Origin of the sequence: Duganella levis, from assembly GCF_009857605.1 — a bacterium.
GTDB classification, from domain to species: domain Bacteria; phylum Pseudomonadota; class Gammaproteobacteria; order Burkholderiales; family Burkholderiaceae_D; genus Rugamonas; species Rugamonas levis.
Genome location: NZ_WWCT01000006.1, coordinates 111,153 through 133,272, shown reverse-complemented (window position 1 = coordinate 133,272; position 22,120 = coordinate 111,153). Strand labels below are relative to the sequence as shown.

Sequence of the window (22,120 nt, the reverse complement as noted above, 5' to 3'; positions counted from 1 at the left end):
GAGAAATCTTTCTGTCATAATGCATGCCTTCTGCGGGAGTAGCTCAGTTGGTAGAGCGCAACCTTGCCAAGGTTGAGGTCGAGAGTTCGAGACTCTTCTCCCGCTCCAGAATTCAGTAGCACATTAAAAGGAAGCCCACGGGCTTCCTTTTTTGTTGTTTATCGTTCTCCAATACAACATCTTGGGCATTGCTAACGTTATACTAAGCAAGGACCACCGAAGGAGACGAATCCATGAAATCTGTTCAACAGGAAGTTGATGAGCGTAGTAACTTAACCAACTCCAACAAGTTCGAACTCCTCTTGTTCCGTCTCGGCGGCGACGCCAATGGCGAACATTCTGAGCTGTTCGGTATTAACGTCTTCAAAATCCGCGAAATCGTCGCAATGCCCGAAGTGACTGCTGTGGCCGGATCCCCGCCACACATGCTGGGCGTTGTGAATCTGCGCGGACAAATCATCACGGTGCTGGATTTGCCAGGCATTGTCGGTGTGACCCCAAAAACTGGTCTGAATATTATGTTGGTCACTGAATTCGCGCGCACCACGCAAGCGTTCGCGGTCGAGTCAGTGGATGAAATCGTGCGCCTGGACTGGAGCCAGGTGCTGACTGCCGAAGGCACGGCTGGCGGCAAGGTCACCAGTATCGCCCGCGTGGATGGCGACACGCAAAACACCCGCCTGGCGCAGGTGCTGGACGTGGAAACCATCTTGCGCGAACTGGTGCCGCCAGAGCGTGATGATATCGATCCCGAAACCATCGGCCCGAAAGTGCTGCTGAAGCCGGGCGCCGTGGTGCTGGCCGCCGACGATTCGGTGGTGGCGCGCAACCTGATCGAAAAAGGTCTGGAAGCGATGGGCGTGCATTTCATCATGACCAAGTCCGGCAAGGAAGCCTGGGACCGCCTGCAGTCGATCGCAGAAGGCGCCAAGGCCGAAGGCCTGCAGATTACGGATCGCGTGGCGATGGTGCTGACCGATCTGGAAATGCCGGAGATGGATGGCTTTACCTTGACCCGTTTGATCAAGCAGGACCCGCGCTTCGGCAAGATTCCTGTGGTGATCCACTCTTCGTTGTCGGGTAAAACCAATGAAGACCACGTCAAAGGCGTGGGTGCGGATGCGTATGTCGCCAAGTTCTCCGCCGAGGATCTGGCCGGCACCATTCGCTCGGTATTGGCCAAGACTGCAGCCTGAGTAGAAAAACACGGTAGTATGAAGGGCCACGACGGCAGCGTCGTGGCCCTTTATTTTTTCGAAAGGATATACCGTGGCAGCCAAGAAAATTCTGTTCCTGACCGGCGACTTTGCGGAAGATTACGAGACCATGGTGCCGTTCCAGGCGCTACAGGCCGTCGGCCATGTGGTGCACGCCGTGTGCCCCGACAAGCAGGCCGGCGACACCATCAAGACCGCCATTCATGATTTTGAAGGCGACCAGACCTACACCGAAAAACCCGGCCACCTGTTCAAGCTGAACGCCAGCTTTGCCGACGCCGAGGTGGGCAACTACGATGCGCTGATGATCGCCGGCGGCCGCGCGCCGGAATACCTGCGGCTGAATTCGCGCGTGATCGAGCTGGTGCAGCAGTTCGCTGCGGCGGCCAAACCGATTGCGGCGGTGTGCCACGGCGCGCAGCTGCTGGCGGCAGCCGAAGTCATCCGCGGCAAGACCATCTCCGCGTATCCGGCCTGCGCGCCGGAAGTGAAGCTGGCCGGCGCCACCTATGCCGAGATTCCGGTCGACCAGGCGGTCACCGACGGCATCTTCGTCACCGCGCCGGCGTGGCCTGCGCATCCGGCGTGGATCGCCCAGTTTCTGCAGAAGCTGGGCACCGAGATTAAGCTATAGCGTTAAGCTGCAAGATTCTTCGCGTGGAAGCGCAGGTGGTCTTCGACGAAGGTCTGGATGAAGTAGTAGCCGTGATCGTAGTCCGCGTGGCGCCGCAGGGTCAGCGGCTGCGCGGCCGTCTGGCAGGCCGCCTCGAACGCTTCCGGATGCAGCTGTTCGGCCAGGAATTTGTCGCCCAATCCCTGGTCGATCAGGATGCCGGCCGGGAAGGGCGTCTTCAGCCCTGCCATTAGCAGGGTGGCGTCGTACTGTGCCCATGCCGTAGTATCCTGCCCGAGGTAGCCGCTGAACGCCTTCTGGCCCCACGGGCATTGCGACGGCGCGGCGATCGGCGCAAACGCCGATACCGAGCGGAACACGTCCGGGCGTTTCAGCGCCATGGTCAGCGCGCCATGGCCGCCCATCGAGTGGCCGAAGATGCCGATGCGGCCGGCATCGACCGGCAGCGTTTTTTCAACCAGTTCGCGCAGCTCATGAATGTAGCTGTACATGCGATAGTGCCTGGCCCACTTGGCCTCGGTGGCGTCGAGATAGAAGCCGGCGCCGACGCCGAAATCCCAGCTGTCGCTTTCGCCGTCGACATTGGCGCCGCGCGGGCTGGTGTCGGGCGTGATCAGCATCAGGCCCAGCTCGGCCGCCACGCGCTGCGCGCCGGCCTTGATCATGAAGGTCTCTTCGGTGCAGGTCAGGCCGGCGAGGTAGAACAGCGCCGGCACCGGGCCTTGCTGGGCCTGTGATGGAATGAATACCGAGAAGCGCATCGGCAAGCCGATCTCGCGCGATTCGTGACGATAAAAGCGCTGTACGCCGCCGAAGCAGGCATGTTCGTTGACAATCTCTAGCATATTTGTTTCCTTATGTTCCCCAGCGCACAGTGAAAGCGGCCGATACAGCGCAGAATTGTACAAGTATTGTTAAAAAGGAGAAGTACATGCCGGATATTCAGGTCATTTTGGCCGATCTGGGCTGGCCACTGGCAATTGCCTTGGCTTGGCTCTCGGGGGAATTCGTGCATCGCTGGACGCGCTTGCCGCGCATCAGTGTTTACGGTTTGGTGGGTTTTTTACTGGCACAGGCATTCCCGGAAGCGCTCAGCAGCGGCGCATCGAGCAATGTGACCATTCTGGCCAATATGGCCTTCGGTCTGATCCTGTTTGAATTTGGTTATCGCATCAATCTGCACTGGCTGCGGATTAATCCGTGGATCGCCGTCAGCGGGCTGGTGGAATCGGCCGCGACCTTCGGCGTGGTCTACCTGATCTCGCATCTGACCGGCATGCCGCCGCTGACTTCTCTGCTGCTGGCTTCGCTGGCCATGTCGACTTCGCCAGCCGGCGTGCTGCGCGTGATTAACGAAGAAAACAGTTCCGGCCAGGTGACCGAACGGGTGCTGCACCTGGTCGCCATCAATAGCGTGATCGCGGTGTTCGTGTTCAAGGTGGTGGTCGGCTTCTGGGTGTTCCAGACCTCCGGCAGCCTGACGCAGGCGGTGTCGCACAGCGGCATCGAACTGCTGGTATCGGCCGCGATGGGTGCGGTGATGGGCTTTATCGTGCCGGCCTTGCTGCGCCGGCTGGGCGCGCTGGCGCAGGATGGCACCATTGCCTTCGCGCTGGGCGTGATCCTGCTGGTGGCGGCATCGCGCGCGTTCGACGTGTCGCCGGTGCTGGCCACGCTGACCTTCGGTCTGGCGGCGCGCCACAAACGGGTGGCGTTCAGCCGTACCGAGCGCAACTTCGGCGGTATCGGCGAACTGCTGACCGTGCTGCTGTTCGTGTTTGCCGTCTCGACGCTGGAGTGGGAGCGGGTGGTTGACGGCGCCGGCCTGGCGGCGGTGCTGCTGCTGGCGCGCTTCCTGGTCAAGACGGCCAGCGTGGCGGCGTTTGCGCACGTCAGCGGCATCTCGTGGCGCAAGGGCGTGCTGACCGGCATCGCGCTGTCGCCGATGTCGGTGTTTGTCACGTTGCTGCTGGAACAAACGAAATACATGGGGATCGTGCTGGTCGATGAGCTGGCCGCGCTGACGGCCATGACGCTGCTGCTGGAAGTGGTGGGTCCGGTCATCACCCAGCGGGCGCTGATCTGGGCCAATGAATCGCCATCGCAGGAGGAAAAATAATGGCATTGGAAGAATTTCAAACATCGAAGCCGCTGACCATGGGCGTCGAGCTGGAACTGCAACTGGTCAGCCTGTCGGACTTCGACCTGACCGCGTCCAGCCCGGACTTGCTGCATCTGTTGAGCCGCAAGCCGTTCCCCGGCAACGTCACGCCGGAAATCACCGAGAGCATGATCGAGATTAACAGCGACGTGCACACCAACCACACGGAACTGGTGGCGCAGTTGCAGGTGATCCGCGACACGCTGGTGACCGCTGGCGAGCAGCTGAATATCGGCATTTGCGGCGGCGGCACTCACCCGTTCCAGAAATGGTCGGATCGCCGCATCTTCTCCAAGCCGCGCTTCAAGGAAGTGTCGGAGCTGTATGGCTACCTGGCCAAGCAGTTCACCATTTTCGGCCAGCACGTGCATATTGGCTGCGCCTCGGGCGATGACGCGCTGTTCCTGCTGCATTCGCTGAGCCGCTACGTACCGCACTTCATCGCGCTGTCGTCGTCGTCGCCGTATGTGCAGGGCAATGACACGCTGTTTAACTCGGCGCGGCTGAACTCGGTGTTTGCGTTTCCGATGAGCGGCCGGGCGCCGTTCACGCAAAGCTGGCATACCTTCGAGCACGAGTATTTCGCCAAGATGGAACATACCGGCGTGATCAAGAGCATGAAGGACTTCTACTGGGATATCCGTCCCAAGCCGGAGTTCGGCACCATCGAACTGCGCGTGTGCGACACGCCGCTGACGGTGGAGCGGGCGGCGGCGCTGGCGGTGTATCTGCAATCGCTGTGCGCCTATCTGCTGGAGCGGCGCGAGGCGGCGCCGGAAGAGGACGACTATCTGGTGTACAACTACAACCGCTTCCAGGCTTGCCGCTTCGGGCTGGACGGCACGGTGGTCCATCCGAAAACCTACGAGAGCCTGTCGCTGCGGGAAGACATCCTGACCACGCTGCGCAAGATGGAACCGTACGGTGCGCAGCTGGGCGCCACGGCCGGCTTGCAGCATCTGGTCCAGGTTACGCACGAGGGCAGCGATGCGCATTATCTTCGCCAGCAGTTTGACGCCAGCGGTAGTGTGGAAGGTGTGGTCGACGCGGCCATCCATCGCTTCCGCGGGCGTTGATTACTTGAAGGTGATCGCCTTGTTGAGACGGGCGATCACCTCATCCGGCACGCTCTTGCCGCACATGATGTAGCGCTCCATGCCGCGCGGCATATCCTTGAATTGCAGCAGCCGCAGGTTGGGTGCCTGCTGGCCGGCGTGGTGCTCAATGATGTAGTGGCCTTCGTCTTCGGAGACAAACATCAGGTCTACCATGCCTGTGCTGACCGACTGCACCATCTTCAGCGTTGGCGCGGTCGAGATGGCTGTGACCGGCTGCCAGTGCTGCATGAAGGTGTCCAGTTCGCCATAGGAATAGTTATCCTTGATCAGTACGCGCGCGTCGTGCTGGTGCGCCAGTTCGTCCAGCGAAGCGATGTTGCGGGCGGCGAAAGCGGCGTTGGTCAGCACCGCCCAGCTGCGGTCGCGATAAATCGGCTTGGTGAACTTGCCGTACTGCCGCCGTTCCGGCGTGTTGAACCAGCCGATGGCGCAGCTGGGGCTGGCGTGGTCTTTCACCATCATCAATTGGCGGTTGGTCGGCACCTTGTGCCATTGCACCGGAATGCCCGCGTTTTTGAAAGCGGCAGTGGTGGGTGCGCCCGTCAGGCCGCCAAGGGTGCCATCCGGCTGCGTGATCACGTAAGGCGGCCGTTCGCTGTAAGCCATGTGGATCACTTCCTCGGCCGAGGTAGTTGGCGAGGCAAGTAGCATACAAGCGGCAATCACGGCACGTCTCATGACTATTGTTCTGATTTTATGGTGCCGCCAGTCTACACCATTCAGAAACGCGTCTCGCGGGCCACGCGCAGGAAGTTGTCGAGGATGCCGGTGCAGTCCAGCAGCTCCACGCCACCGGCGCGGTGGAATTCCGGGTGCCATTGCAGGCCCATCACGAACGGCGCCTTGCGGTAACGGATCGCCTCAACCATATTGTCTGGCACCGACAGCGCCTCCACCGACATATCCCGCCCCAGCGTTTTGACCGCCTGGTGGTGGATCGAATTGACCAGCCCACGCGCCTGTCCCTTGAACATGCGCGCCAGCGACGAGCCGGCCGGGAAGCTGATTTCATGGCGGTTGCGGTCATAGTCGTCGTTGACGTGGGCCAGCGATTCCGGCACGTCCGACGCGATATCCTGGTACAGCGTGCCGCCGAAGGCGACGTTGATCAGCTGGCAACCACGGCAAATCCCCAGCACCGGCTTGCCGGCCTCGACAAATTCATGCAGCAGCTCCAGCTCGTACATATCGCGCGCCCGGTCGCCGCCCCATTCGGGCCGGGTTGGCACCTCGGAATAGCTCTGCGGCGAAACGTCGGCGCCGCCTTGCAGCACCAGCCCGTCCAAGTGCTTGGCGTAATCGCGCAGGCGGATGTTGGACGGATGCAGCAGGCCATCGGTATTCACAGTGGGTATCATGAACACCAGCACATCGCGCGACATCACCCATTGCGCAATCGACTCTTCCAGATATTGCAAGTTCTTGCTGCGCAGGCCGGTCGCACCCGGTTCCGGGTGGAAGATGCGCGCGGAGACGCCGATGTGCAGCGGTCGCTGGATAATGTGCCGGGTAGCGGCCGCAGCGACGCGCCGGTAGCGCGCCATGATGACGCGGCCCCACAGGCTGAAGACGGTGTCGCCGGGATCGAGATAACGCGGCGTGCCGCTATCGTGTTGGGTCTTGCGGTCCTGCTTACGCCGCTCGCCCTGGTCGGCGGCGCGGCGTTGTGGATTGACTTGCGGCTCCTGGTCGTCTGGTCCGGCGCTCATGCTAATTCCTGTTGGTCTCGGATAGCATCAGTGTGCCACAGGTCGAAGTCAACAGTCGTACGCTATGGCGGGCGGGTGTGAGGGCGCGCACAGAGTCGCGCCTTCAGCAGCGCCGGGCGCGCTAGATGCCCGACAGCACGGCAATGTCGCCCGAACGCCAGACGTTGTCGACCGTGGTGCGCGTGATGACCCAGCCGTCGCCCGCTCTTGCCAGTTCAACATCGTAGCGGTTCTTCATCAGATAGTGGCGGGCAGGATCGGCGCGCGAGACATGCTGGGCTTCCACCAGCGCATCCAGGCGCGCGGTGGCGCCGTCGATGGTGACGCGCGGATTGCTGACGGAGTGCGTGGTATCCAGCGCCGCGAGGGCGGCCGTCAGGGCTGTCACGATGACGTCGCGGCCCTCGATGACCGGATATTCAAAGCCGGCTTTGGCGGCAGCCGGACGAAAGTCCGAGACGGCGTTTTCTGCCAGTGACGATGCCAGCAGGCGTTGGTCGCGTTGGTCGATGCCAGCAGCAAAACGATACAGGGCATCGATTACCGCCAGTTGGTCGGCGGCGGTGTTGGCGGAGGAAGGGGAGATGGTCATTAGTATTTCCTTGGTTTTTTACGTATTGATGATGGTGGTGTCGGCGATGGTTTCAGCAAAGCCGTTACCGAATAGCTGCGCGGGTGTCTGGAAGCCCGGCCGGTGTTCGCCGGCCAGCACGCGGCGGCCGGCTTCGGCGGCAGCGATGGCGGTGAAGGTGTAGCCGTTGACGGTGTCGAGCACCGAGCGGACCACCGCGCCATCGGACGTGGTCACCTCGGCGACGGCCTGATAACGATGGGCCAGGCGTTCCTGCTCGCTCGGCCCATCCGGCAGCGCCGACAGATCGCCTTGAGGAAAGCCGTTACCCGTCACATGGACCAGGGTCTCAATGTCGGCGATGCCGGTGGCGCGCCAGATTGTGATCAGATCGGGCAGCGTCACCTGGAAGCAATCGACCGCACCGTCGCCAAAGTCGAGTTGCCGGATCACGCCGGGCGGCTGCGCTACCAGCGCTCCGGCGTTGCGCACCAGCGTTTCGGCGGTGACGCTGCCCATGGCGCTGACGGCCGAGCCGCGCGACAAGCCGCCCGACACATGCATGGCCACCTTGATGCGCGCTGGGTTTGTTACCCGCGCCGCCGTGTGGCCGGCCAGGCAGCCGAGCATCGCCACGCTGCCGCCGCTGCCCGGCAGCAGCATCACGCCGGCCGCCTTGGCCTCGGCGTCGAGCACTTCGGCCAGACGGTAGCTGTCCAGTTCTGCGGCGACGTCAAGATAGTGCACGCCATGGCGGATGCAGGCGCGCATCAGCACCTCGGCCGTCCTGGCGAACGGACCGGCGCAATTCAGCAGCACAGCCACCCCGTCCAGTGACCGCTCAATTGCAGCCAGGTCGTCCAGCGCGAAGACGCGGTACGGCACCTCGCAGCTGGCGGCGAGTGCGGCCAGTGCCGCCTCATTGCGTCCCGCCAGGATCAGCGGTGTGCCGGCGGTTGCAGCGTGCTGCGCCACCATGCGACCGGTATAGCCGGACGCGCCATAAATCATCAGTTTCTTCATATTAATGCTGCCATTCCTTGTAGACGAATTCGAGGCTGTAGCCATCCGGATCGCGCACCTGCGCGGCGTAATAGCGCGGGTCATAGTGCAACTGCGGTCCGGGCGGATGAATTTCGGCGGCGCTGGCAGCCATCGCCGCCGCGAAGGCCGCGTCGACCATGGGCTGGCTATCGGCGACGAAGCCCACATGGGCGGCGCGGCCTTCCACCGTACCTTCTCGCAGCCAGAAGAACACGCGGCCGTTGGCACCGAAACCCTTCAGGTCCGGGTGGCCGGGCGGGCCTTGGCGGCCGTCGTAGTCCAGCGCATGGGCAATGCCAAGCGGCGCCAATGCTTTTTCGTAAAAGGCAATCGAGCGGGCGATATCGCTGACGCTGATGAAAACGTGATCGAGCATGATGCGTTCTCCTTGATTCAGATGATGTAGCCGCCAGCCACTTCGATGTTCTGGGCATTGATCCAGCGGTTCTCGTTGGACAGCAAACTGGCGATGACGCCGCCGACTTCTTCCGGCTCGCCGACCCGGCCGAGCGCCGTCTGATCCGCCAGCATAGCCTCGAATTCCGGGGTCAGCCCGCCGCCCAGCTCAGTGCGAATCGCACCCGGCGCGACCGAGTTGGCCCGGATGCGGCGCGCGCCGAATTCCTTGGCCATGTAGCGCGTGAGCACCTCCAGACCACCCTTGAAGGCGGCATACGGCGCCACGCCCGCCGTGGCTACCCGGCTGGTTGCGCTGGTGACATTGATCACGTGGCCGCCGTCTTCGATGAACGGCAGCAGCGCCTGGGTCAGGAAAAACGGCCCCTTTAGGTGGACGTTAAACAGGCCGTCGAACTGCGCCTCGGTGACCTCGGAGATCGGCGCATACAGCCCGTAGCCGGCATTATTGACAAGAAAGTCGAAGCTCTTGCGGCCCCAGATGGCGTCCAGCCGGCCAGACAGCACCTGACGGAAATCGGCGAATGATCGGCTGTCGCCAACGTCCAGCTTCAGCGCAACCGCCTTTCCGCCCATCCCGGTGATGGCTTGCACGACCGCTTCCGCCTTTTCCGGATTGCTGTTGTAAGTGACGACCACGCCCATGCCGCGCTTGGCGCATTCCAGCGCAGTGCTGGCGCCGATACCACGGCTGCTGCCGGTTACGATAACGATTTTCATGCGATTCCTCCAGTAGATTAGTGAGATCCATGGTAAGACTGCCGTCTGCCACGCACTCACCCGATCCTCCTCGAAACTTGCCTATTTCTGCTTTCCCATTGCATCCGGCGATGGCCCCTGTTAGGGTTTCAACATGGAACAGCAAATGCAAGAATTGAGAGCACTGGCCGCAGGGGCCGAGAATCGCCGCACCGAAACCGGCATCCCACGGGTGGCCATGGTGCAGGGCGAGATCCCGGAGCACCTGCTGGCCGCCGTCTACGATCCCATGATTAACCTGATCCTGACCGGTTCCAAGACCATGACGGTAGGGGACCGCACGTTTCACTACGATCCGGCGACTTACTTCGTGATGTCGGTGGATCTGCCGGCTGTAGGCGCGGTTCATCCCGCCGCCACCGGCGAACCTTACCTGGCGGTCAGCCTGACGCTGGACCCCGCCATCGTCGCCGCGCTGATCCGCGATCTGCCGGTGCCGCTATGCCGCACGCTGTTCGGTTCCGGCTTTTCGGTGGCGCCGGTCAACGGTGAACTGCTGGACGCCTGGATCCGCATGCTGCGGCTGATGGAGCGGCCGGACGAGATCGCAGTGCTGGCTCCCGCCTACGAACGTGAGATACTATTCCGCGTGCTGCAGGGGCCGCTCGGCTGGATGTTGCGCGACATCGCATCGCCCGACACAGCCCTGTCACGCATCGGCATCGCCATCAACTGGATCCGGCGCAACTTTACCCAGCAGATCAGGGTGGAGGCGCTGGCGGAGATGGCGGCCTTCAGCGTGTCGGCATTCCATCGTCATTTCAAGGCGGTGACAGCGTTGAGTCCCTTGCAGTATCAAAAACGCATCCGCCTGTTACACGCGCGCACGCAACTGATCGCGGGCCAGGGTAGCGCGACGTCGATCGCGTTCAGCGTTGGCTACGAAAGCCCGAATCAGTTCAGCCGCGAATATGCACGCTTGTTCGGCCAGCCGCCTTCCAGGGACCTTGCCAAAACTATGCTAAAGACCGGAGAAAGTTGAATCCATATGCGAGTTCCGCTATTTCTATTGTGTGTATTGCTCAATTTACTGTGGCAGCCTGCACATGCCGAGCAAAGACCTTTAACGTTGCTGAGCTTTGACTATCCTCCGTTCATGGAGCCTACTGCGGCGCCGGTCCCCGCAAGTGGGATGGCTGTCGATATCGTCGTCGAGGCATTCCGCCGTATGAAAGTGCCAGTCCGGATAGTCTTCTACCCGTTGGCCCGCGGGCTGGCGATGCTAGAGGCGGGCCAGGCCGATGGCATTTTTACGATCAAGAAAAATCCGGAGCGGGAGGCCAGGTTTTTATTCCCGGTCCGTCCGTTATTGAGCCAGGATTATGTGATCTTTGTCCGAAAAGATTCCAATATCACCTTTGATGGCGACCTCAAGTCGCTGGAGCATTTGTCGATCGGCGTATTGAACAAGTCGTCTTATGGCCCGGTATTTGATGGCGCAGTACAAACCGGCCTGTTTACAAAGCTGGAAGTCGCCAACAGCCATGAAGGCAATTTCCTCAAGCTGCTGGCCCACAGAATGGATGCTGTCGTGTGCAGCCGCGTGGTCGGCATCGCGCTGCTCAAGCGGCTCAATGCGGAAGACGCGGCGGTCGTCACTGGGCCGGTACTGGAATCAGCCCCGAGCTACCTGATGTTCAACCGCCAGTTGGTGTCGCCCGAGCTTGTGCGGCGGTTCGATGTTACCTTGGCGGCCATGCAGGACGATGGCACGCTGGCCGACATCGAAAAGAAATATCCTCGCTAAACCAGCAGCCCGACCAGCGCATCGGCAAACGCCGTCACCAGCGGATCGGCGTCGCGGCGCGTGGCCAGGCCGACGGTCGTCAGTAGCTGGCCTTGCGACAGCGTCACAAAGCGCACGCCGGCCGGCGCCGTCAGCCGCATGCATTCGGGCACGATGGCGATGCCCAGTCCTGCCTCGATCAGATTCAGCTGCGACGACTTGCGCGACAGAGCCCGCGCCGGCTTGGGGAAGAAGCCTTGCTCCAGGCAGAGATTGGCCACCAGATAGCTCAAGCCGCCGCGATCCTTGTGCGGGATGGAGATAAACGCCTCATCGCTGAGCGCCGCCAGGTCCACGTTGTCCAGCGCCGCCAGCGGCGAGTGCTGCGCCACCGCCACCATCAGCCGCTCGCTGCCGATCTCGCGCACCTGGATGTGCGGATGGCGGCGCAAGGTCGGCAGCCGCAGCAGGCCGATGTTGGCGCGGCCTTCTTCGATTTCCAGCGTCTGGTTTTCCGACGGCAGCATGGACACTTCCAGCGTCACGCCCGGATGCGCATCCAGCGTTTGCGCCAGCGCGTTGCTGATGCGCGGCGTCAGGATCACCGAGCTGGAGTGCTGTAGCCGGATCACGCCTTGCGATCCCTGGCCCACATGGCGTGCCTGCACCAGCGTGTCGTCGATGTCTTCCAGGATGCGCTTGCCGCGCTCGAAGAACAGCTGTCCGGCCGGCGTCAGTTCGAACTGGCGGGCGTCGCGCATCAGCAGCGGCGTTTGCAGCTCGTCTTCCAGTTCCTTGATTTGCCGGCTCAGCGCCGACTGTGCGATGTACAGCTTTTCCGCCGCGCGCGAGTAGCTGCCCGCTTCGACGATCTCTATAAAATATTTAAACTGTTTGAGCGAAATCACCGTTATGCCGTTTCGAGATAGATGGCCGCCGTTTTTGATATTGGATCAAACCCGGGCTGGCCGTTAAAGTGAAGCGTCTCTTCTTCGCATCTCTATTTATTGAACGGAACCTGCCATGTTGGAATTATTGGGCATTGTCGGCGTGGTGCTGAGTATTGCAGTAAAACTGATCTGCGTCCAGATCGGGTGCACCAGCGGAGTCGACGACAAGGAGGATTAGGCCGCATAATCAGGGCATGACTAAACATATCCTGACGATTGCCGCCATGCTGATTGCCTCTCTTGTGATGGCCGCGCTGGCGGCTTGGGGCGCGGGCGCGCTGTGGTTCCAGCTGCCGGCCGGCGATTTGCCGCGCAAGCTGGCGCTGGTGGTCTGGGCGGTGATCAGCGTCGCCGCGCTGGTCTGCCTGTGGCGCCGCAGCTGGCCGGCACCGTCCGTGTGGCTGGTGCTGCTGGTCGGACTGATGGCGTGGTGGAGCACCATCCAGCCTTCGCACGACCGCCTGTGGGCCGACGATGTCGCGCGCATGGTGACGGGCAGGGTGGACGGCAGCATCGTCACGCTGGACCAGGTGCGCAATTTCGACTGGCGCAGCGACACGGATTACACGGTGCGCTGGGAGCCGCGCCAGTACGATCTGAACCAGCTGCGTTCAGTCGATGTGGCGCTGTCTTACTGGATGGGACCAGCCATCGCCCACACGCTGGTGTCGTTTGGCTTTGCCGATGGCCGCTACCTGACGTTTTCGATTGAGATCCGCAAGGAGCGCGGCGAGAGTTTCGATGGGCTGGCCGGCTTCTTCAAGCGCTACGAAACGGTGCTGATCGCCGCCGACGAACGCGACATCCTGCGCGTGCGCACCAACGTCCGCGACGAGGATATGTGGCTGTATCGTCTGAAGATGCCGCCGGAGATGATGCGCTCCCTGTTCCTGGCCTATCTCGATGAGGGCGAACAACTGAAACGGACGCCGCGCTTCTACAACACGTTGATCGGTAACTGCACCACCATCATCTACGAGATGGCGCGCCGCATCCAGCCTGGCCTACCGCTGGACTGGCGTCTGCTGGCCTCCGGCTATCTCGACCGTTACCTGTACGACTTGGGCGCGCTGCAAGGGCAGGGCGATTTCGACACGCTGCGGCAAAATGCCCACATCACCGCCCGGGCGCGGGCTGCGGGCCAGGCCGCCGATTTCTCCGAGCGCATCCGTCGCTGACAAGCGGCCCGATCTCGCGTATAAGGGAGGAAGTCCTGGCGCAGGGGAGAACCGATGCGGCACTTGATCGCAGCATGGCTGGCTATGTGGTGCATGACGGCGTGGGCGGCCCCGCTGGAGCTGGTGATCGCCACCAACGAATATCCTCCCTATATCAGCACCGATCCCCGGCAAAGCTTCATTAGCGAATTGTTCGATCGTATCGGCAAGGACATGGGCGTGAAGTTCACCTTCCGCTTCATGCCGTGGAAGCGCTGCCTGGTGCTGCTGGACGCGCGCGACGTCTGGGCGGCGGTGCCGTTTGTGGTCACGCCGGAGCGGCTGGAGCGTTATCTGCTGTCCGACACGCTGTATGCGCGTCGGGCCAAGTTCTTCTATTACGACCAGCCTGGCCGCAGCTGGCCGGGCGGTTACAAAGATCTGGCCGAGCTGCGGCAATTCAAGATCGGCGGCGTGGCGGGCTATTGGTACGAGGACTTGTTCAAGGCTGGCGGCATTGCGCTGGATCTGGCCAATAATGACCAGACCAACTTCCGCAAGTTGCAGGTGGCGCGCTTCGACCTCGCCATTGCCGATGAAAACGTCGGCAACTACATTATCCGCACCGAATTCACGCAGCAGTCAGGAGGCTTCCATAGCCTGGACACGCCGTATTACCGCTCCGAGAACGTCATGCTGGTGAACCGCAGTCCGGCCAACGCCGAGTTGCTGGCCAAGTTCAACCGCGTGCTGGACAATCTGCGCCGGAGCGGCGCTTATGACGATATCGTCAGTCGCCGCAAGCTGGTGCTACTACCAGTCGGCTCTTGAGGATTTTGCCGGAGGCCGCTGCCGGCAGCGCGTCCATGGCGATGATCTGCGACGGCCGCTTGTACGGCGCCAGCTGATCGCGCAGGTACAGGTGTAGCGCTTCCATCGTCACCGGTTGGCGCGCATCGAGCTCCACGAACGCCAGCACCTGTTCGTCACCATCGGCCGCCGGCCGGCCTACCACCGCCGATTGCGTCACGGACGGATGGGCATTCAGTACCGTCTCCACTTCCAGCGGATAGACGTTGAAGCCGGAACGAATGATCAGCTCCTTGGTACGGCCGACGATGTGCAGCGCGCCGTCGTCGTCCTGGCGCACCATGTCGCCCGTGTTGAGCCAGCCGTCCGCATCCAGCACGGCTGCCGTCAGCGCCGGCTCGCGGTAGTAGCTGCGCATGACGTTAGGCCCGCGCACCCACAGTTCGCCGACGCAGTCCTCGCCAGCCACTACACGCACCTCAATGCCGGGAATGGCGTGGCCAACCGAGGTATCGCTGCGCGGCCGGTCCAGGCGGGTCTGGCTGACGGTGGGGGAGGTCTCGGTCAGGCCGTAGCCGTTGTGCAGCGGCAGGCCAAGCAGCTGTTCCACCTGCGCCTTCAGCGACGGCGGTAATGGCGAGCCGCCGGCGTAGGCGAAGCGCAGTTGCGTTTCCAGGCGCGGTTGCGCGCCGCCCAATTTCTCCAGCAGGCGCGCATACATGGCCGGCACACCTTGCACGATGGTCAGGCGATAATCGCGCAGCGCCGCCAGCAGGCCATCCGGCGTAAAGCGAGGACACAGATACAGGCATGCGCCGGCATACAAGGTGCCCAGCATGACCGACGTCAGGCCGTAGACGTGGGTAATCGGCAGCACGCCATAGGCACGGTCGGCCGGCGTCAGGCCACGCAGCGTGCTCGATACGGCGGCGATGAACAGCAGGTTGCGGTGCGTGAGCATCACGCCTTTCGGCTGGCCGGTGGTGCCGGTGGTGTACAGCAGCGCCGCCACTTGCTGCTCCGGCGCCGCATGCACCGGCTCCGGCACGCAATGCGCGTTCAGCGGGCCGACCAGCCACCGGCCCAGTGAGGCGTCTACCGTCTCCGCCGCCATCGCCCCGTTACGCGCGCCATGCGCCGCCGTTTCCGGCGAGGCCGCAGTAGCCAGATAGATCGCCCGTCGCGCGCCGCTATGTTCCAGCACCCCGTCCACTTCGCGCGCCGTCAGGCGGCCGTTAATGTGTACTATCCAGGCATCGACATCGGCGGCGGCAAAACTCAGCACCACCTGCGCCACGCAGTTTTCGCCCACCACGGCCAGACGGTCGCCCGGCCGCAGCTGCCAGGCGCGAAGCTGCGCGGCGGCGTGGTCGATGGCGGCGGCCAGTTCGGCATAGGTCCAGTGGCGCTGGCCGTCGTGCAGCGCGTGCGCGTGCGGCGTCTGTACGGCCCAGCGGCGCGGGATAGCGGAGATACGGGAAGGCAGGTCTGCGAGGAGTTGTGCGATATTCAGGGTATTCATTACCGCGCATTGTGGCCGAAACGGCCGGTGGCGATCAAGCCTTGATGTCGATCAGCGTGCCCAGATTCTGGTCCGCTGCCTGTACCACCTTGGCCGACAGGTCGAATTGCGCCTTGTAGACCAGCGAATTGGTGGTCTCCACCGCCAGGTTGGTGGCGCTGGGAGCGTCCACCTGCTGCAACTCCTGGCCGCGCATGGAAATCGTTACGCCGGTGCCGGCCGGGGCGCTTTCGGCAAACGTGGCCTGCGCCGGCTGGAAGCCCTGGGTGCCGATGTTGGCGATCGCGTGCGCGCTATTGCCCAACGCGCGTTGGGCGACGTTGAGACCAGTAACTCCTGAGCTGAGTGCGGCGATGGCCATAATATTTCCCTTCGGCAATAACCGGTAGTTTACACCGTTGCTCGCAAGAATGCACGAACTGATTAAAAAAGAGGCGCATCCGTGTTGCAATTATTCTTGTCAGCTTGACAGTGCCGTGCAGCAAGCGCACGATGAAAGTAGATTCATTTTTGGAAGCCGCCATGCGTATCCTGTTGCTGCTGTGTCTATGGTTGAATGGACTGGCCTTTGCCGCCGGGCCGGCGGTCGTTCATTACCCGCGCGTGGACGGCGATGGCGAGCAGGGCGATTACGGCATCGCCTTGCTGCAACTGGCGCTGACCAAGGCCGGTGGACACTACTGCGCGGAACTGTCGCCGGCGCGCATGCAGCAGAACCGCGCGTTGGTCGAGCTGCAATCCGGTGCCGGCCGCATCGACGTGGTTGGCACCATGACCTCGGCCGAGCGCGAGGCGCGGCTGCTGCCGGTGCGCATTCCGCTGACGCGCGGCCTGATCGGCTGGCGCATCGCCTTGCTGCGCGCCGACCACAAGGATCTGCTGCAATCCGTAAAAAGCCTGGACGATCTGCGCCGTTACACCAGCGGGCAAGGACAGGACTGGCCGGATTTGCAGATCCTGCGCCACAGCGGCGTGACGGTGCAGCCGGCGGCGGTCTACAGCACGATGTTCGGCATGCTCAACGCCGGCCGCATCGACTGGGCGCCGCGCTCGGTCAACGAAATCTGGGCCGAGGCCGCGCGCCATCCCGAGCTGGCCGTCGATCCCTACGTGGTGGTGCATTACCCGACTGCGGACTATTTCTTCGTTAACCGCAACAATCCGGCGCTGGCCGAGGAACTGCGCGTGGGACTGGAAGCGGCGCTGGCCGACGGCAGTTTCGAGAAGCTGTTCTACGCCCACTACGGCGCCCAGATCCGCCGCGCGCGGCTCGACAAGCGCGTGCTGATCCACCTCCCCAATCCCTTGCTGACGCCTGAAACGCCGCTGCAACGCAAGGAATTGTGGTTCACGCTGGACGACCTGAAACGGCTGCCCTAGCCATTTCACTTGTGCTATCCTTGCGCCCGATATTGTTCATAAGAAACACATTTCGGGGAAAAAGTGAATGGCTTTGTTTGATTTTCTAGAGAAGGAGCGCACCGTCGCCGGTGCCGGGTTCAATCGTTGGCTGGTGCCGCCTGCGGCGCTGGCGATCCACCTGTGTATCGGCATGGCCTACGGTTTTTCCGTATTCTGGCTGCCGTTATCAAAGGCGCTGGGGATCAAGGAATCGATTGCGTGCGCAGCCGATATCGGCCTGCTGGAACGCATCCTGTCGTCCAGCTGCGACTGGCAGATATCCATGTTGGGCTGGATGTACACCATGTTCTTCGTCTTCCTTGGCCTGTCCGCCTGGCTGTTCGGCGGCTGGCTGGAACACGCCGGTCCGCGCAAGGCTGGCGTGGTGTCGGCGTTGTGCTGGTGCGGCGGCCTGGTGATTTCGGCGCTGGGCGTGTACCAGCACCAGATCTGGCTGATGTGGCTGGGCTCCGGCGTGATCGGCGGCATAGGCCTTGGCCTGGGCTACATCTCGCCCGTGTCGACGCTGATCAAATGGTTCCCGGACCGGCGCGGCATGGCGACCGGCATGGCCATCATGGGCTTTGGCGGCGGCGCCGTGATCGGTGCGCCACTGGCCGACAAGCTGATGAAATACTTCGCCACCGCCAGCTCGGTGGGCGTATGGCAGACCTTCCTGGTGATGGCCGCGATTTACTTCGTCTTCATGATGGCTGGCGCGCTGGCCTATCGCGTACCGGCAACCGGCTGGAAACCGGCCGGCTGGACGCCGCCCGCCACCAACGGCAATGCGATGATCACCACCCGCCACGTCCATGCCAGCAAGGTGTGGGGCATTCCGCAATTCTGGCTGGTGTGGTGGGTGCTGTGCCTGAACGTGACGGCCGGTATCGGCATCCTCGGCATGGCCTCGCCGCTGTTGCAGGAAATCTTCGGCGGCCAGCTGCTGAATTTACCGCTGTCGTTCAATGAGCTGGATACGGCGCAGAAGGCGCAAATCGCCGCGATTGCCGCCGGCTTCACCGGCCTGCTGTCGCTGTTTAATATCGGCGGCCGCTTCTTCTGGGCGTCGTGCTCGGACTATCTGGGCCGCAAAGCCACCTACGGCATTTTCTTTGTCCTGGGCCTGGCGCTGTATGCGTCGATTCCATCGCTGGCCCATAGCGGCCTGCTGCCGCTGTTCGTGATCTTCTTCTGCGTGATCCTGTCGATGTATGGCGGCGGCTTCGCCACCGTGCCGGCCTACCTGGCCGACTTGTTCGGCACCCAGATGGTCGGCGCCATCCACGGCCGCCTGCTGACCGCATGGTCGGCGGCCGGCGTGTTTGGTCCGCTGCTGATCGGCTTCGTGCGCGAGTACCAGATCGCCCATGGCGTGCCGAAGGCGCAGGCTTACGACATCACCATGTACGTGCTGGCCGGCTTGCTGGTGGTGGGCCTGATCTGCAATCTGCTGGTGCGTCCGGTGGCCGACAAGCACTTCATGACCGACACCGAACTGGCGGCCGAGAAGAAGCTGGCGCACGAACGCGACGCCGCGGCATCGAACGGTGCGGCGGTCACGTCGAACGGCGTTACCAGTCCGCTGGCAGTGGTCTTTGGTTGGCTGGCGGTCGGCATTCCTCTGGCGATTGGCATAGCGCTGACGGTGCAAAAAGCGTCGGTGCTGTTTAAATAACAAGGTAGAATAAATCTCCAGCTTACGGGGCCGGCGACGGCCCCGTTTTCATTTCAGGAGTGCCATGCTCGAATTACGCAATGTCGTCAAGACCTTTGGGAAGAATGTCCGCGCGGTGGATGACGTTAGCTTGACGCTGCCGGCCGGCGTGGTAGGCCTGATCGGCCATAACGGCGCCGGCAAGACCACGCTGATGCAGATGATCGCCACCATCGCCAAACCCACCAGCGGACAAATCCTGTTCGACGGTGTCGACATCGTGAAAAAGCCGGAAGCCATGCGCGCGCGGCTCGGCTTTCTGCCGCAGGACTTCGGCGTCTATCCCAATCTGAGCGCGCTGGAATTCATGCAGTATTTCGCGGCGCTCAAAGGCGTGCGCGATCCGGGTCGCATCCGCCGCTTGCTGGAACTGGTCAACCTGCACGACCATGCGGACCGCCAGGCGGCCGGCTTCTCGGGTGGCATGCGGCGACGGCTGGGCATCGCGCAGGCGCTGCTCAACGACCCCGATGTGCTGATCGTCGATGAGCCGACCGCTGGTCTTGATCCGGAAGAGCGGCTGCGCTTCCGCCATCTGCTGTCGGAGATCGGCTTCCGCAAGCTGGTGATCGTGTCGACGCACATCGTCTCGGATATTGAAAACATGGCGGGCCGGCTGGCCGTCATGAATCAGGGCCGGCTGGTGGCTTGCGATACGCCGGACAGCTTTGTGCAGCGCGCGCGCAATCAGGTGTGGTCAGTCACGGTGACGGCCCAGGATTACGACGCACTGCGCGCACAAGTGCAGGTGCTGCAAGCGCAGCGCCATGCGGACGGCATCACGCTGCGCATCGCCCATCCCACGTCGCCGCTGGCCGGCGCCGTACCGGTCGAACCGACATTGGAAGAAGCCCTGATGGCACAGCGCTATGCAGTGCGCGACAGCGCGGAACTGGCGGCATGACTGCGGCGTTGATGCCATTCACCGGCGACGCGCTCAAGATGCTGCTGCTGACCGAAGTGCGGCTGCGCATGCGGCGCACCGGCACGCTGGTCGCTGTGCTGGCGCTGATTGTACTCACCTGGCTGATGGTCGGCGATCCGGCGCAAAATCAGGCGATGATCGTCAGCGACGACGCGCGCGTGGCGTACACCAGCATCTGCCTGGCGATGGGCAGCGCCGCGATGGCCGGCTTGTTCTTCGGTCTGGCCGGCTTTTATCTGGCGCGCGGCCGCATGGGCGAGGATGTCCGCAGCGGCATCGGCGCCGTTATGGCCGCCACGCCGCTGGGCTCCGGCGTGTTCCTGCTGGGCCGCTGGCTGGGCAACGTGGCCTATCTGTGCGGGCTGCTGCTGATTTTTTGGGTCACCATGCTGGTGCTGCATCTGCTGCGCGGCGAAGGTCCGATCCAGCTGTTCATCTATCTGCAAACCTACACGCTGGTGCTGCTGCCGCTGGTGTTTTTCACGGCCAGCATGGTGCTGCTGTTTGACGCCTGGCCGCCGTTGATGGGCAAGGGGGGCGATGTGCTGTTCTTCTTCATCTGGGCCGCGCGACTGGGCGGGGGCGCTTTCGCAACCATAGGCCACGCGGACTGGCATCCCTTGCTGCTGCTGGATTTCTCCGGCATTGGCGCTATCGTCGGCGCGGTGCAGCAGGTGCTGCCGTCGAAAGGGCTGACGATCGGCGGCGGTACGTTCGATCCCGCGCTGGCCGCCGTCACCTTGCCGGATCACTTGTGGAGCGCGCAAGCCGGATGGACGCGCGCCGCTTGCGCCGTGCTGGCATGGTTGCCGATGCTGCCTGCGCTAGCGCTGTTCCACCGCTTCTCGCCGGACCGCGTGAAGGCACGGGCAGGGCGTCGCAACTGGTCGCCACTGGCGCTGCTGAACGGTTGGCTGCAACCGTTTGCGCGCGTGGCGCGGCCTGTGTTCGGACTGGCGGCGCGGCTGCCTGGCGTGGCCGGTCACGCGCTGGCGGTGCTGGCGTTGGTGCTGGCATCCAATCCGGCGGCGGTGGTGGCTATTCCTGTATTGCTGGTGGTGGGCTGCGTGATCGGCAGCGCAAAACTGGGTGCGGTGGTCGCCGCCGCCATCGCCATCTGGGGCATCCTGATCAGCGAAATCAGCGTGCGCGATACACAGCACGATGTGGCGGCGCTGAACGCGGCGGTGCCTGGCGGTTGGCGGCGTGCCTATGCCGCGCAATGGCTGGCGTCCGTGTTGCTGGCGCTGCTGTTCACGGTGCCGGTGCTGATCCGCTGGCTGGCGATCGCACCGCTGCGCGCGGCGGCGTTGTTGAGCGGCGTGCTGGCGCTGTCGGCCGCTGCCGTCCTGTTCGGCGGCCTGAGCCGGACGGCGCGGGTCTTCCTGGGCCTGTTTCTGTTTGGCATGTATGTGGCGACGCAGGCGAAGACGGTGCCGGCGCTGGATGTCGTCGGCTTCAACGGCGCGGCGACCGTGCCATCCGTGCTGGGCTACCTGGTGGCGGCGGTGCTACTGTTGTGTGCGGGTTGGCTGGTGGAATTACGGCAGAAGTAGGCCACGTTTGACGCAGATCAAACGTGGCAAATCGGGCTAACGTAGCCTTGACGTTCGCGCTGCATGTCGCGGCGCTGACAACTCAACGAGGCTTTTATGTACCCATTTTCCCAAACTGTCACCCCAGCCGCAAAAACCCATCTGGAAGCGCAACTGTCGTTCTTTAATGATCTGTCGAAAACCTTGTTCCGTTCTGTTCAGCAATACAGCGACCTGAACATTCAACTGGCGCAAACCCTGTTGGAAGAATCGACGCAAGTCGGCCAGCAGATCATTATCGCCCATCGTCCGACCGAGGCAATTTCGGCGGCGGCTTCGCACGCGCAGCCTACCGCTGAAAAACTGCGCGCCTACCAGCAACACCTGTCGCGCATCGCCGCCGACACGCAAGTGGACCTGTCCCAAGTGGCCGAAGACCACATTCAGGAAACCAGCCGCACCGCCAAGGCCCTGGCCGATGAAGTGGCGCGTGTGACGTCGGAAGAAACGGAAAAAACCCTGCGCAGCCACCAGGACGCGGTGGAGAAATTCACCGATCCGTTCCGTATCGACGGCCAACGTCAGGCGCGCGGTAACGAAGGCCGCAGCCAGTCCGCGCAAAATGGTCAAAGCGGCGCCGAAGTCCGCGACAGTGGCCAGGCCACCCAGGCCCAAACCGCCGCCCAAGCTGCCGCCCAGAGCAGCAAACAGACTGGCGCTCGTAAAGAAACCTGATAGCAACCCCTA

The 22,120-nt window shown here is 62.7% G+C and carries 23 protein-coding genes and 1 tRNA gene; 14 read left to right on the top strand and 10 right to left on the bottom strand.

Annotated elements, in window-relative coordinates; all coding sequences use genetic code 11:
• The first annotated feature begins 32 nt into the window (after positions 1 to 32).
• From GTP69_RS10165 to GTP69_RS10155, 3 genes are all read left to right on the top strand, one after another.
• A tRNA-Gly gene (locus tag GTP69_RS10165) sits at positions 33 to 108 on the top strand.
• Between the two features lie 125 nt (positions 109 to 233).
• Positions 234 to 1,196 (top strand): chemotaxis protein, encoded by a 963-nt coding sequence (locus GTP69_RS10160; protein ID WP_161054779.1) that lies wholly within the window; start codon positions 234 to 236, stop codon positions 1,194 to 1,196.
• Between the two features lie 73 nt (positions 1,197 to 1,269).
• Positions 1,270 to 1,851, top strand: a complete 582-nt coding sequence (locus GTP69_RS10155; protein ID WP_161054778.1) for a DJ-1/PfpI family protein — start codon at positions 1,270 to 1,272, stop codon at positions 1,849 to 1,851.
• 2 nt (positions 1,852 to 1,853) lie between these two features.
• Here the strand turns inward: GTP69_RS10155 and fghA are convergent, their stop codons facing one another.
• Complete coding sequence (gene fghA / locus GTP69_RS10150) at positions 1,854 to 2,696, bottom strand: S-formylglutathione hydrolase (RefSeq protein WP_161054777.1); 843 nt, start codon at positions 2,694 to 2,696, stop codon at positions 1,854 to 1,856.
• An 86-nt stretch (positions 2,697 to 2,782) separates the two neighbouring features.
• Between fghA and GTP69_RS10145 the strand changes: the two genes are divergently transcribed.
• On the top strand, positions 2,783 to 3,970 hold the full coding sequence (locus tag GTP69_RS10145; RefSeq protein ID WP_161054776.1) for a cation:proton antiporter: 1,188 nt from the start codon (positions 2,783 to 2,785) through the stop codon (positions 3,968 to 3,970).
• Positions 3,970 to 5,088, top strand: a complete 1,119-nt coding sequence (locus GTP69_RS10140) for a YbdK family carboxylate-amine ligase (protein ID WP_161054775.1) — start codon at positions 3,970 to 3,972, stop codon at positions 5,086 to 5,088. The genes GTP69_RS10145 and GTP69_RS10140 overlap by 1 nt, the downstream gene beginning before the upstream one ends.
• Here GTP69_RS10140 and GTP69_RS10135 read toward each other — a convergent pair whose 3' ends face one another.
• The 6 genes from GTP69_RS10135 to GTP69_RS10110 all read right to left on the bottom strand — a co-directional run bounded on the left by GTP69_RS10135 (position 5,089) and on the right by GTP69_RS10110 (position 9,591).
• Positions 5,089 to 5,796 carry a substrate-binding periplasmic protein gene (locus tag GTP69_RS10135; RefSeq protein WP_371867883.1) on the bottom strand — a complete coding sequence of 236 codons (708 nt, stop codon included), beginning with the start codon at positions 5,794 to 5,796 and terminating at the stop codon, positions 5,089 to 5,091.
• 53 nt (positions 5,797 to 5,849) lie between these two features.
• A complete protein-coding gene (locus tag GTP69_RS10130) occupies positions 5,850 to 6,839 on the bottom strand; it encodes a gamma-glutamyl-gamma-aminobutyrate hydrolase family protein (RefSeq protein ID WP_161054773.1) in 990 nt (329 codons plus the stop codon).
• A gap of 121 nt (positions 6,840 to 6,960) precedes the next feature.
• Positions 6,961 to 7,431, bottom strand: coding sequence for a nuclear transport factor 2 family protein (locus GTP69_RS10125; protein WP_161054772.1), 471 nt, complete (start codon positions 7,429 to 7,431; stop codon positions 6,961 to 6,963).
• Positions 7,432 to 7,449: 18 nt separating this feature from the next.
• Entirely contained in the window at positions 7,450 to 8,433 is a 984-nt protein-coding gene (locus GTP69_RS10120) for a saccharopine dehydrogenase family protein (RefSeq protein ID WP_161054771.1), read from the bottom strand.
• A 1-nt stretch (position 8,434) separates the two neighbouring features.
• On the bottom strand, positions 8,435 to 8,830 hold the full coding sequence (locus GTP69_RS10115) for a VOC family protein (protein WP_161054770.1): 396 nt from the start codon (positions 8,828 to 8,830) through the stop codon (positions 8,435 to 8,437).
• Between the two features lie 17 nt (positions 8,831 to 8,847).
• Positions 8,848 to 9,591, bottom strand: coding sequence for an SDR family NAD(P)-dependent oxidoreductase (locus GTP69_RS10110; protein WP_161054769.1), 744 nt, complete (start codon positions 9,589 to 9,591; stop codon positions 8,848 to 8,850).
• A gap of 145 nt (positions 9,592 to 9,736) precedes the next feature.
• On the opposite strand from GTP69_RS10110, the gene GTP69_RS10105 reads away from it, so the two are divergent.
• Positions 9,737 to 10,612 (top strand): AraC family transcriptional regulator, encoded by an 876-nt coding sequence (locus GTP69_RS10105; RefSeq protein ID WP_202424365.1) that lies wholly within the window; start codon positions 9,737 to 9,739, stop codon positions 10,610 to 10,612.
• Positions 10,613 to 10,618: 6 nt separating this feature from the next.
• Entirely contained in the window at positions 10,619 to 11,377 is a 759-nt protein-coding gene (locus GTP69_RS10100; protein ID WP_161054767.1) for a substrate-binding periplasmic protein, read from the top strand.
• Here GTP69_RS10100 and GTP69_RS10095 read toward each other — a convergent pair.
• Positions 11,374 to 12,264 carry a LysR family transcriptional regulator gene (locus GTP69_RS10095; RefSeq protein WP_161054766.1) on the bottom strand — a complete coding sequence of 297 codons (891 nt, stop codon included), beginning with the start codon at positions 12,262 to 12,264 and terminating at the stop codon, positions 11,374 to 11,376. The genes GTP69_RS10100 and GTP69_RS10095 overlap by 4 nt on opposite strands.
• 236 nt (positions 12,265 to 12,500) lie before the next feature.
• On the opposite strand from GTP69_RS10095, the gene GTP69_RS10090 reads away from it, so the two are divergent.
• Both GTP69_RS10090 and GTP69_RS10085 read left to right on the top strand, forming a co-directional pair.
• A complete protein-coding gene (locus GTP69_RS10090; RefSeq protein WP_161054765.1) occupies positions 12,501 to 13,484 on the top strand; it encodes an Lnb N-terminal periplasmic domain-containing protein in 984 nt (327 codons plus the stop codon).
• Positions 13,485 to 13,538: 54 nt separating this feature from the next.
• Positions 13,539 to 14,294: a substrate-binding periplasmic protein gene (locus GTP69_RS10085; protein WP_161054764.1), complete on the top strand. Its 756-nt coding sequence runs from the start codon at positions 13,539 to 13,541 to the stop codon at positions 14,292 to 14,294.
• Here the strand turns inward: GTP69_RS10085 and GTP69_RS10080 are convergent.
• Both GTP69_RS10080 and GTP69_RS10075 read right to left on the bottom strand, forming a co-directional pair.
• The gene (locus GTP69_RS10080) at positions 14,254 to 15,795 is read right to left on the bottom strand and encodes a class I adenylate-forming enzyme family protein (RefSeq protein ID WP_161054763.1); all 1,542 of its coding nucleotides are present in this window, start codon (positions 15,793 to 15,795) and stop codon (positions 14,254 to 14,256) included. The genes GTP69_RS10085 and GTP69_RS10080 overlap by 41 nt on opposite strands.
• 34 nt (positions 15,796 to 15,829) lie before the next feature.
• Positions 15,830 to 16,156, bottom strand: coding sequence for a flagellar basal body rod C-terminal domain-containing protein (locus GTP69_RS10075; RefSeq protein WP_161054762.1), 327 nt, complete (start codon positions 16,154 to 16,156; stop codon positions 15,830 to 15,832).
• A gap of 161 nt (positions 16,157 to 16,317) precedes the next feature.
• On the opposite strand from GTP69_RS10075, the gene GTP69_RS10070 reads away from it, so the two are divergent.
• From GTP69_RS10070 to GTP69_RS10050, 5 genes are all read left to right on the top strand, one after another.
• A complete protein-coding gene (locus tag GTP69_RS10070; RefSeq protein WP_161054761.1) occupies positions 16,318 to 17,175 on the top strand; it encodes a substrate-binding periplasmic protein in 858 nt (285 codons plus the stop codon).
• Between the two features lie 67 nt (positions 17,176 to 17,242).
• The gene (locus GTP69_RS10065; protein WP_161054760.1) at positions 17,243 to 18,874 is read left to right on the top strand and encodes an OFA family MFS transporter; all 1,632 of its coding nucleotides are present in this window, start codon (positions 17,243 to 17,245) and stop codon (positions 18,872 to 18,874) included.
• 64 nt (positions 18,875 to 18,938) lie between these two features.
• Positions 18,939 to 19,817 carry an ABC transporter ATP-binding protein gene (locus GTP69_RS10060; RefSeq protein ID WP_161054759.1) on the top strand — a complete coding sequence of 293 codons (879 nt, stop codon included), beginning with the start codon at positions 18,939 to 18,941 and terminating at the stop codon, positions 19,815 to 19,817.
• Entirely contained in the window at positions 19,814 to 21,394 is a 1,581-nt protein-coding gene (locus tag GTP69_RS10055) for an ABC transporter permease (RefSeq protein ID WP_161054758.1), read from the top strand. The genes GTP69_RS10060 and GTP69_RS10055 overlap by 4 nt, the downstream gene beginning before the upstream one ends.
• Before the next feature lie 96 nt (positions 21,395 to 21,490).
• A complete protein-coding gene (locus GTP69_RS10050; RefSeq protein WP_161054757.1) occupies positions 21,491 to 22,108 on the top strand; it encodes a phasin family protein in 618 nt (205 codons plus the stop codon).
• Positions 22,109 to 22,120: the final 12 nt, after the last annotated feature.

Coding starts and splice junctions, on each gene's coding strand:
- GTP69_RS10130 (WP_161054773.1), bottom strand. CDS start 6,839: ATGAGCGCCGGACCAGACGACCAGGAGCCGCAAGTCAATCCACAACGC.
- GTP69_RS10115 (WP_161054770.1), bottom strand. CDS start 8,830: ATGCTCGATCACGTTTTCATCAGCGTCAGCGATATCGCCCGCTCGATT.
- GTP69_RS10090 (WP_161054765.1), top strand. CDS start 12,501: ATGACTAAACATATCCTGACGATTGCCGCCATGCTGATTGCCTCTCTT.
- GTP69_RS10160 (WP_161054779.1), top strand. CDS start 234: ATGAAATCTGTTCAACAGGAAGTTGATGAGCGTAGTAACTTAACCAAC.
- GTP69_RS10065 (WP_161054760.1), top strand. CDS start 17,243: ATGGCTTTGTTTGATTTTCTAGAGAAGGAGCGCACCGTCGCCGGTGCC.
- GTP69_RS10080 (WP_161054763.1), bottom strand. CDS start 15,795: ATGAATACCCTGAATATCGCACAACTCCTCGCAGACCTGCCTTCCCGT.
- GTP69_RS10125 (WP_161054772.1), bottom strand. CDS start 7,431: ATGACCATCTCCCCTTCCTCCGCCAACACCGCCGCCGACCAACTGGCG.
- fghA (WP_161054777.1), bottom strand. CDS start 2,696: ATGCTAGAGATTGTCAACGAACATGCCTGCTTCGGCGGCGTACAGCGC.
- GTP69_RS10140 (WP_161054775.1), top strand. CDS start 3,970: ATGGCATTGGAAGAATTTCAAACATCGAAGCCGCTGACCATGGGCGTC.
- GTP69_RS10145 (WP_161054776.1), top strand. CDS start 2,783: ATGCCGGATATTCAGGTCATTTTGGCCGATCTGGGCTGGCCACTGGCA.
- GTP69_RS10060 (WP_161054759.1), top strand. CDS start 18,939: ATGCTCGAATTACGCAATGTCGTCAAGACCTTTGGGAAGAATGTCCGC.
- GTP69_RS10050 (WP_161054757.1), top strand. CDS start 21,491: ATGTACCCATTTTCCCAAACTGTCACCCCAGCCGCAAAAACCCATCTG.
- GTP69_RS10110 (WP_161054769.1), bottom strand. CDS start 9,591: ATGAAAATCGTTATCGTAACCGGCAGCAGCCGTGGTATCGGCGCCAGC.
- GTP69_RS10055 (WP_161054758.1), top strand. CDS start 19,814: ATGACTGCGGCGTTGATGCCATTCACCGGCGACGCGCTCAAGATGCTG.
- GTP69_RS10070 (WP_161054761.1), top strand. CDS start 16,318: ATGCGTATCCTGTTGCTGCTGTGTCTATGGTTGAATGGACTGGCCTTT.
- GTP69_RS10075 (WP_161054762.1), bottom strand. CDS start 16,156: ATGGCCATCGCCGCACTCAGCTCAGGAGTTACTGGTCTCAACGTCGCC.
- GTP69_RS10105 (WP_202424365.1), top strand. CDS start 9,737: ATGCAAGAATTGAGAGCACTGGCCGCAGGGGCCGAGAATCGCCGCACC.
- GTP69_RS10120 (WP_161054771.1), bottom strand. CDS start 8,433: ATGAAGAAACTGATGATTTATGGCGCGTCCGGCTATACCGGTCGCATG.
- GTP69_RS10085 (WP_161054764.1), top strand. CDS start 13,539: ATGCGGCACTTGATCGCAGCATGGCTGGCTATGTGGTGCATGACGGCG.
- GTP69_RS10100 (WP_161054767.1), top strand. CDS start 10,619: ATGCGAGTTCCGCTATTTCTATTGTGTGTATTGCTCAATTTACTGTGG.